This is a genomic window from Bacillus sp. AFS040349, from assembly GCF_002577655.1.
Taxonomy (GTDB): Bacteria; Bacillota; Bacilli; order Bacillales; family Bacillaceae; genus Metabacillus.
In genome coordinates this window covers 1-1,771 of the sequence record NZ_NUMC01000213.1, presented here as the reverse complement: position 1 = coordinate 1,771, position 1,771 = coordinate 1, and the positions used below count along the sequence as shown (strand labels likewise).

At 35.6% G+C, this 1,771-nt stretch carries 2 protein-coding genes; both read right to left on the bottom strand.

Annotated elements, in window-relative coordinates:
• Nucleotides 1–66: 66 nt before the first annotated feature.
• Entirely contained in the window at nt 67–945 is an 879-nt protein-coding gene (locus COD11_RS26350) for a carbohydrate ABC transporter permease (protein ID WP_098799817.1), read from the bottom strand.
• Between the two features lie 117 nt (nt 946–1,062).
• The coding region (locus COD11_RS26345; RefSeq protein WP_141549762.1) for a carbohydrate ABC transporter permease at nt 1,063–1,771 on the bottom strand (709 nt) is incomplete at its 5' end.

Below are 1,771 nucleotides of genomic sequence, written 5' to 3'. Positions count from 1 at the left end.
TAACAGGAATGCTCCTTTTTAAATCATTTATATTTACAATGGAAAAACCATTGTCGTTCACGAGTATTAATCTTCAAATCCCCATCTTTTTGATAGTTTAAAGAACGTCATTGTCATGAGTAAGGCGATAATTAGTAATATCCAGGCTTGTGCTGAAGCGTATCCCATATTGAAATACTGAAACGCATTTCGATAAAGATAGAGTGAATAGAATAACGTCGAGTTATCAGGTCCTCCATCGGTAATAATGAACGCTTCTGCGAATGATTGAAAGACGGCGATCATACCTGTTATGGAATTAAATAAAATCGCTGGTCTTAAACCTGGTAAGGTAATATGAAAAACTTTTTGAAGAACATTCGCTCCATCTATTGAAGCAGCTTCATATAAAGATTTCGGAATATCACCAAGTGCAGCCAAGTAAATTAAAATCATGTTTCCTGACATCCAAATGGCCATAATAATAAATCCTGGCTTTGCCCAGGTTGGACTTGAAAACCATCCTGGCCCATCGATTCCAACAAGGCCAAGAATCGAATTGACCACACCAGAATCTGGCTGTAATACCCAAATCCACAAAATAGCTAGAACAACAAATGGAACAAGCGTTGGAATGAAAAAGACAACTCTAAAAAATGAAATTCCTTTAATATCCTTTGTGTTTAATAGAATCGCAATAAAGATTGTCACGACAGTTGTAAGTGTTAATCCCACAAAAATCATATACATGGTGTTTCCTAGAACGGTTATAAACAAATCATCTTCAAATAGAAGCTGTTTATAATTGTTGAATCCTACAAATGATGGGTCAGAAATTAAGTTATACTCTGTCATCGAATAGTAGAGAGAACTAAACATGGGATAAGCTGTAAAACAGAGAAAACCGATAATCCATGGAGAAATGAATAGCAAACCATTTCTCATATTTCGTTTTTGTGAGTTCATAAAATAACACCTCCTGTTTTTTGATAGAGTTTACTAATTAAAATTACCTACGGTCACGGGACTGCGCTTGCCTTCGGACGTTTCCCTAGCTTTGTTCATTTAAACAGGAAACTTCCTCTACCCTTTAGACCCTGTAAATGTAATCCCTTCAATAAAATAACGTTGTAGGAAGAAAAAAATAATAATGATTGGTAGTGTCATAGCCACACCGATAGCCATGAGTAAGCCCCATCGTGGATCATTTTGTGACATAATTTGCTGAACACCTAATGATAGGGTGTAGTGGCTATTGTCACTTAAGAAAATTAACGGTCCAAGGAAATCTCGCCACGCTTCAATAAATTGAAAGATCACGACTGTTGCTAGAATCGGCTTTGATAGTGGTAAAATGACTTTCCAGAAGACGATAAACTCATTTGCGCCATCCATTTTAGCAGCTTCAGATAATTCTTTTGGTATGCCTTTGAAAAACTGTCGTAATAGGAAAATAAAGAATGCGTTTCCAAAAAAGTGTGGAACAATTAATGGATAGTAAGTGCCAATCCAACCAATTTCTTTGAATAAGAGGAATAAAGGAATCATGATAACTTGAAAAGGAAGCATCAATGTTGCTAAAACGACGATGAAAATGCCATCACGATATTTCCAATCAATTCTTGAAAAACCATAGGCAATGAGAGAATTAGAAAGAACTGCACCTATACATGTAAAAAAGACAATGATGAGTGTATTCTTTAGATATAAAAAGAATGGAAATGCGGTGAAAGCCTCAGTATAATTTGACCAATTTAGAACCTCAGGAATCCAGGTAGTGTCAAAAGATTTA